The organism is Janthinobacterium glycogeni (assembly GCF_051380725.1).
Classification (GTDB): Bacteria; Pseudomonadota; Gammaproteobacteria; order Burkholderiales; family Burkholderiaceae_D; genus Janthinobacterium.
On sequence record NZ_JBNYXP010000001.1, the window covers coordinates 1,206,056 to 1,212,738 of the forward strand.

The following is a 6,683-nucleotide window of genomic DNA, read 5'->3' on the forward strand; positions in this document are numbered from 1 at the left end:
CGCCAAGCCGACCTGCGAAATCATGACGTCGCGTAGCTCGGATCAGCCCGCAGGGCGTAATCCGACACACCGTCAATTGGCCAATGCCTTGCTGACCACTTCCATCACGTCATTCGACAGGCTGGCCTGGCCGGCGACTTTTTCCAGCGCGTCGCGCATGTGGCTTTGCAGCGCGGGCACGTAACGGCGCCAGCGGTCCATGGAGCGCGCCAGGCGCGCCGCCACCTGCGGGTTCAGGGCGTCGAGCGCGATGACCTGCTCGGCCCAGAAGGCGTAGCCGCTGCCGTCGGACGCATGGAATTGCGATGGATTGCCGTTGGTGAAATTGAAGATCAGGCTGCGCGCGCGGTTCGGATTTTTCAAGGTGAAGGCCGGATGCGTCATCAGCTGGCGCACGGCTTGGACGTCGGTCGTCGGCGCGGCCGCCTGCATGGCGAACCACTTGTCGACCACCAGCGCTTCGTTCTCGAAGTCGGTATAGAAGCTGGTCAAGGCCGCCTGCGCATGCGGCTGCGAGCCGGAATGAATCAGCGCCGCCAGCGCCGCGGCGCGGTCGGTCATGTTGCCGGCATTGTCGAATTGCAGGCGCGCCAGGTCCAGCTCCGCCGCTTCGGGCGCGATCAGCAAATACGACAGGGCCAGGTTTTTCAGCGCGCGCTTGCCGGCCGACAGGGCGTCGGGGCTGTAGTCGCCCGGCGTCTGGTTGGCGCGGTATTGCGCCAGCAATTCAGGTTTCAGGGCTGCCGCGATGGTGCGGCGCATGAACTGGCGCGCCGCATGGATCGCCTGCGGGTCGACTTGCGCCATGCGCTCGGCGATGATGGTTTCCGACGGCAGGATCAGGGCCAGCTCGCGGAAGGCCGGATCGAGCGTGTCGTCGGCCAGCAGGGCGCGCTGCGCTGCGATGAAGGTGTCGTCCAGCGCCAGGGTCTCGCCGGCGGCGACGGCGGCGGTCAGTTTCAGCAGGCGCTCCATGGCCAGGCGCTGGCCCGCTTCCCAGCGGTTCACCGGATCGCTGTCGTGGCGGAACAGGTGCAGCAGCTCGGCATCGGTATAGGCGTATTCGAGCACCACGGGCGCGGAAAAGTCGCGCAGCAGCGATGGCACAGGTTCTTCCGTCACATTCGTGAAGCGGAAAGTCTGCGACGCCTGCGTCAATTCCAGCACGACGCTGGTGGCGCCATTGGCCACCACGCCGTCGACGTGCAGCGGCAGGTCGCGGCCGTCCGCGGCCAGCAAGCCGACGGTGATGGGAATGTGGAATGGCAGTTTTTTCGGCTGGCCCGGCGTGGCGGGACAGCTTTGCGCCAGGGTCAGCTCGAACGTCCGGCTGGCGGCGTCATAGCGCGTGGAAGCGGTGACGACGGGCGTGCCTGCCTGGCTGTACCAGCGCTCGAATTGCGTGAAATCGCGGCCATTCGCGTCCGCCATAGCGGCGCGGAAGTCGTCGCACTGGACGGCCTGGCCATCGTGGCGCTCGAAATACAGGTCCATGCCCTTGCGGAAACCGTCGCGGCCCACGAGGGTCTGGTACATGCGCACCACTTCGGCGCCCTTCTCGTAGATGGTGACCGTATAAAAGTTATTGATCTCGACGAAAGAATCGGGACGCACGGGATGGGCCATCGGGCCGGCGTCTTCGGGGAACTGCGCCTGGCGCAGGGTACGCACCTGGTCGATGCGCGTGACGGCGCGGCCCGTGTCCGTGCCGATCATGTCGGCCGAGAATTCCTGGTCGCGGAACACGGTCAAGCCTTCCTTCAGCGACAGCTGGAACCAGTCGCGGCACGTGACGCGGTTGCCGGTCCAGTTATGGAAGTATTCGTGACCCACCACCGCCTCGATGCCCGCGTAATCGACGTCGGTCGCTACGCGCGGATTGGCCAGCACATACTTGGTGTTGAAGATGTTCAGGCCCTTGTTTTCCATGGCGCCCATGTTGAAGTCGCCCACGGCGACGATCATGAAGCGGTCCAGGTCCAGCTCCAGGCCGAAGCGCTCCTCATCCCAGCGGATGGAGTTTTTCAGCGACTGCATGGCATAGTCGGTCTTATCGAGGTTGCCCTCTTCCACCCACACCTGCAGCAGCACTTCGCGGCCGGACTTGAGCGTGTAGCGCTCTTCCTGGCACACCAGGCGCGCGGCGACCAGCGCGAACAGATAGGACGGCTTCTTGAACGGATCTTCCCACTTGGCGTAATGGCGGCCGTCACCGAGGTCGCCCTCTTCGATCAGGTTGCCATTCGATAGCAGCACCGGATAGCGTTCCTTGTCCGCGCGCAGCATCACCGTGTACCTGGCCATCACGTCCGGGCGGTCCGGGAAGAAGGTGATGCGGCGGAAGCCTTCCGCTTCGCACTGCGTGAAGAAATTGTGGTTCGACACGTACAGGCCGGACAGCGAGGTATTGTCCTGCGGCGCCAGCACGGTCTCGATATCGAGTTCGACGTCGTCGGGCGCCTTGGGGATGGTCAGCATGCCGGCCGTCAGCTTGTATTGCGACGGTTTCAGCTGCTTGCCATTCAGGCGCACCATCACCAGCTCGATGTGTTCGCCATGCAATTCGATGCTGCGGCTGGTGCTGGCCGGGTTGTGGCGCATGCGGATCCGGCTCGCCACCACTGTGCGGGCGGGATCAAGATCGAAACCAAGTTCGACGCTGTCGACCAGGAAGCTGGGCGGCGTGTAATCTTTGCGGTAAATCGTCTGAGGGCTGTCTGTGCGCATAGGGATTTGGGTGGGAGCGGAGGCAAAAGCCTATTTTACCAACACCAGCCCCCGATGGTCGCGATTCAGCTCAGGAATGTTCGATTCCCTTACACGCCGACATGCTCCGTAACATTCTGTAATAATGAATAGAAACAAATAGAACTATTCTTATAATACTAAGCGATGAATTGTGTCTACTACTCAGGAGGTCATGCAATGAAACGTTATCTCACCATCATGATGGCTGCATTGACCGTGTTGCTGACCGGATGCGCCACCACCATACGCAGCGATGTGACCGTTTTCCACGAGTGGCCTGCGCAATTGCAGGACAAATCGTATGCGTTCGAAGCGCCAGATGCCGAAAACGACACGCTGGAATACCGCAGCTACCAGAACCTGGTGCGCGCGGAACTGGCCAAGCACGGCTTCGGCGAAGCTTCCGGCCCTGCGGCAGCCAATTTGCGCGTGGCGATGCATTTTTCCACCGTCGACTATCCTGAACGCGTGCTGCAGGCCACCGACCCATTCTGGTATGGCCCTGGCTACTGGCCTGGCCGCTACGGCTACCGCTACGGCGCATGGCCGGGCTATGGCCGCTTCGGCTACAACCCCTACTGGTATGGTCCGCTGGACGTGGAAGAAAGCGTGCGCCACAAATACGAGCGCGAATTGCGCATCACGATCAATGACCGCAACGGCAAGAAACTGTACGACGTGACCGTGCAATCGACCAGCAACAAGCGCGCCACCTCGCAAGTGATGCCAGCCATGGTAGCGAGCGCCTTTGCCGACTTCCCCGGCCAGAGCGGCGTGCCGCGCAAGGTGGAAGTCAAAATAGAGTAACTGAGAGCGCCAGCCAAAACCTACTGCGCGTCGCGCTTTGCGGCTGGCGATGCTCACCGTACTAAAGTACGGTTGCGCTTCTCGGCCACAAATCACTGCCGCTCGCTACGGTTTTGTCAGGCGCGAGAAGTCTGGAGTACTTTAAAAAACCGGCTGGTGCAGCAATGTGCCAGCCGGTTTTTTTTCATCTAAGAATAATACGCCTCGGCGGCAAAGGTGAGCGCGCCGATCAGGGCCACGGCCAACAACAGCACGATCAGCAGGCGGCCGAACTTCGGCGTGCCGTCATTGCCGCCGCTCATGGCACGATGATGGTCGAGCCGGTCGTCTTGCGCCCTTCCAGGTCCGTGTGCGCCTGGGCGATATGGGCCAGGCTGTAGCGCTGGTTAATCTCGATTTTGACTTCGCCGCTGCTGACGACGCCGAACAGCGAGGCGGCCATCTCTTCCAGGTTCGCGCGGTTCGAGGCATAGCTGAACAGGGCCGGACGCGTGATGAAAAGCGAGCCGCGCGACGCCAGTTCGCTCAGCGTAAATGCCGGCACGGGACCGGACGCGTTGCCGAAGCTGACCATCATGCCCAGCGGCGCCAGGCAGTCGAGCGAGCCCGTAAACGTATCCTTGCCGATGGAATCGTAGACCACGGAGACGCCCTTGCCGCCCGTGATCTCGCGCACGCGCTCGACGAAGTTTTCCGTGTTGTAGTTGATGACGTGGGCCGCGCCGTGCGCCTTGGCCAGCGCCGCCTTTTCATCGGAGCCGGCCGTGCCGATCAGGTTCACGCCCAGCACTTTGGCCCACTGGCAGGCGATCAGGCCCACGCCGCCCGCGGCCGCGTGGAACAGGATGGTATCGCCCGCCTTCAGGGCCACCGTGCGGTGGAACAGGTATTGCACGGTCAAGCCTTGCAGCATCATGGCGGCCGCCGTATCGAAGCCGATGCGCTCGGGCAGCACCAGCAGCAGGGCCGCCGGCAGGTTGCGCTGCTGCGCATACGCGCCATTGATGCGCGCCGCATACGCCACGCGGTCGCCGACCTTCACTTCCGTGACGCCCTCGCCCACCGCCTCGACGATGCCCGCGCCCTCGACGCCAAGGCCATTGGGCAGCGGCTGCGGATACAGGCCCGTGCGGAAATACACGTCGATGAAATTGAGGCCGATGGCCTCGTGTTTCACGCGCGCCTCGCCGGGGCCCGGCGGCGGCAGTTCCACGTCCACGTATTCCATCACGTCCGGGCCGCCCACGCGCTGTACGCGGATGGCCTTGGTGGTAATCGCTGCGCTCATGCTTCTCTCCTTGTTTGGGTGAATCAGACGGCTGCGCTGGCACGCGCCTGCAGCTGCGACAGCACCAGGTGCGCCGAGGACAGATTCGTTGCGCACGCCACGTTGTGCACGTCGCAGGCGCGCACCAGGGCGTTGATGTCCGGCTCGTGCGGCTGCGGTGTCATCGGGTCGCGCAGGAAAATCACGCAATCGATCAAGCCTTCCACCAGCAGCGAGCCGATCTGCAAGTCGCCGCCGAACGGCCCCGAATGCTTGCGCTCGACCGCCAGGCCCAGCTCGTTGATCAGGCGGCCGCCCGTGGTGCCCGTGGCCGACAGTTCGCAACCCTTCAAAAAGTCCAGGTATTCGCCCGCCAGGGTAATCATGTCATCTTTTTTCTTGTCGTGGGCAATCAGGGCGATGCGTGTTTTCATGGTGAGGACCATTTCAGTGGGTGGAGAAGTTATTTCTTTTTGGATAGCAAGTATATGCCCGCCAGTACCAGGCTGGTGCCAGCCAGCTGCCAGTTGGTGATCGGTTCATCGAGGATCAAGGCGCCCAGGAACAGGGTCGACACGGGGCCGATCATGCCCGCCTGCGAAGCGACGGGCGCGCCGATGCGCTCGACGGCGATCATCGTCATGAAGACGGGCATCACCGTGCAAAAAATGCCATTGAGCAAGGACAAACCATACACGGGCATGGGCTGGATCAGCAATTCGACGGGGCGCAGGATGAAGAATTGGGCGATGCAGGCAAAGCTGGCCACGCACATCGCGTAGCTGACCAGGCGCATGGAGCCGATGCGTTTCACCAGTTCGCCCGAGCCCAGCAGATATACGGCATACGAACAGGCCGAGCCCAGCACGAGGGTCGACCCCAGCGCCACATTGCTGGCGCCGCCCTGCAAGTCGTGCACGAACACCAGCACGATGCCGCAATACGAGGTGAGCAAGGCCAGCCATTGCAGGCGGCTGATGCGCTGCTTGAAGTACACGGTGGTAATCAGGAGCACGAAGGTGGGCGTGAGGAACAGGATCAGGCGCTCCAGCCCCACGGAAATGTATTGCAGGCCCAGGAAATCCAGGTAGCTGGACAGGTAATAGCCGACGAGGCCCAGCCCGACGAGGCGCAGCCGGTCGCTGTTTGATAACGGCGGCTCCGTGCGCATCTTCCACCAGGCGATGACGGCGAACACGGGCAGCGAAAAGATCATCCTGAAGGCGATCAGGGTGACGGCGTCGATCTGGTAGCGGTACAGCAGCTTGGCGACGATGGCCTTGGTGGAAAACAGCACCGCCCCGCCCACGGCAATGGCCAGGCCACCGAGGTAGACGGAACGGGGAAGCGGAGATGGGGTGGCTTGCGGGGAACTGGAGCTCATGCCCAGATTGTAATGGCAAAAGCCAAAGGCGGCGTAGGTCGGGCGTAGGTCGGCTTAGCCCAAAGGGCGTAAGCCGACGTCACCACCAGTGCAAACCATGTTGTCGGATTAAGCGCGGCATGGCCGCGCTAATCCGACCTTGTATTCTTCCCCTCATGCCGTTCGTGGTATTGCGAACGGTATCGACCGCTGTCAAAATCTTGGTAGGCATATCAAGACCGGGTAACTGGATGCCGTATCCGCCCTTAGGCCCCGAGCCAGCTCCGTAGATCTCGCACCAGTTACCCATCCTCCATGTCAAGATCGGACAGTATCTTTGGCACCGGCATGCCGGTTAGCCCGCATTTGCAAGGTAGATCGCAAGAGGACCACAGCATGTTTAATTTAGGAATCGACGTTGCCAAGGCCAAGCTCGACTGCGCGCTGCGCCTGCCCAACGGCAAGCATCGTAACAAGGTTGTCGAGAACAACCACCAA

5 protein-coding genes are annotated in these 6,683 nt (G+C 62.2%); 1 reads left to right on the forward strand and 4 read right to left on the reverse strand.

Annotated features, from left to right (window positions below; genetic code table 11):
- Positions 1 to 72: 72 nt before the first annotated feature.
- Entirely contained in the window at positions 73 to 2,727 is a 2,655-nt protein-coding gene (gene pepN / locus ACQ4W4_RS05535) for an aminopeptidase N (protein WP_436541092.1), read from the reverse strand.
- A gap of 198 nt (positions 2,728 to 2,925) precedes the next feature.
- Between pepN and ACQ4W4_RS05540 the strand changes: the two genes are divergently transcribed.
- Positions 2,926 to 3,555, forward strand: a complete 630-nt coding sequence (locus ACQ4W4_RS05540) for a DUF4136 domain-containing protein (protein ID WP_436541093.1) — start codon at positions 2,926 to 2,928, stop codon at positions 3,553 to 3,555.
- A gap of 298 nt (positions 3,556 to 3,853) precedes the next feature.
- Here ACQ4W4_RS05540 and ACQ4W4_RS05545 read toward each other — a convergent pair whose 3' ends face one another.
- The 3 genes from ACQ4W4_RS05545 to ACQ4W4_RS05555 are packed head-to-tail and all read right to left on the reverse strand — an operon-like array spanning position 3,854 to position 6,206.
- Positions 3,854 to 4,843 (reverse strand): quinone oxidoreductase family protein, encoded by a 990-nt coding sequence (locus ACQ4W4_RS05545; RefSeq protein ID WP_436541094.1) that lies wholly within the window; start codon positions 4,841 to 4,843, stop codon positions 3,854 to 3,856.
- 23 nt (positions 4,844 to 4,866) lie between these two features.
- Positions 4,867 to 5,256, reverse strand: coding sequence for a methylglyoxal synthase (locus ACQ4W4_RS05550; protein WP_436541095.1), 390 nt, complete (start codon positions 5,254 to 5,256; stop codon positions 4,867 to 4,869).
- 29 nt (positions 5,257 to 5,285) lie between these two features.
- On the reverse strand, positions 5,286 to 6,206 hold the full coding sequence (locus tag ACQ4W4_RS05555; RefSeq protein WP_436541096.1) for a DMT family transporter: 921 nt from the start codon (positions 6,204 to 6,206) through the stop codon (positions 5,286 to 5,288).
- Positions 6,207 to 6,683 lie beyond the last annotated feature (477 nt).

What these genes read in the sequence shown, in the direction of transcription:
- pepN (WP_436541092.1), bottom strand. Translation starts at nt 2,727, where the DNA reads ATGCGCACAGACAGCCCTCAGACGATTTACCGCAAAGATTACACGCCG.
- ACQ4W4_RS05540 (WP_436541093.1), top strand. Translation starts at nt 2,926, where the DNA reads ATGAAACGTTATCTCACCATCATGATGGCTGCATTGACCGTGTTGCTG.
- ACQ4W4_RS05545 (WP_436541094.1), bottom strand. Translation starts at nt 4,843, where the DNA reads ATGAGCGCAGCGATTACCACCAAGGCCATCCGCGTACAGCGCGTGGGC.
- ACQ4W4_RS05550 (WP_436541095.1), bottom strand. Translation starts at nt 5,256, where the DNA reads ATGAAAACACGCATCGCCCTGATTGCCCACGACAAGAAAAAAGATGAC.
- ACQ4W4_RS05555 (WP_436541096.1), bottom strand. Translation starts at nt 6,206, where the DNA reads ATGAGCTCCAGTTCCCCGCAAGCCACCCCATCTCCGCTTCCCCGTTCC.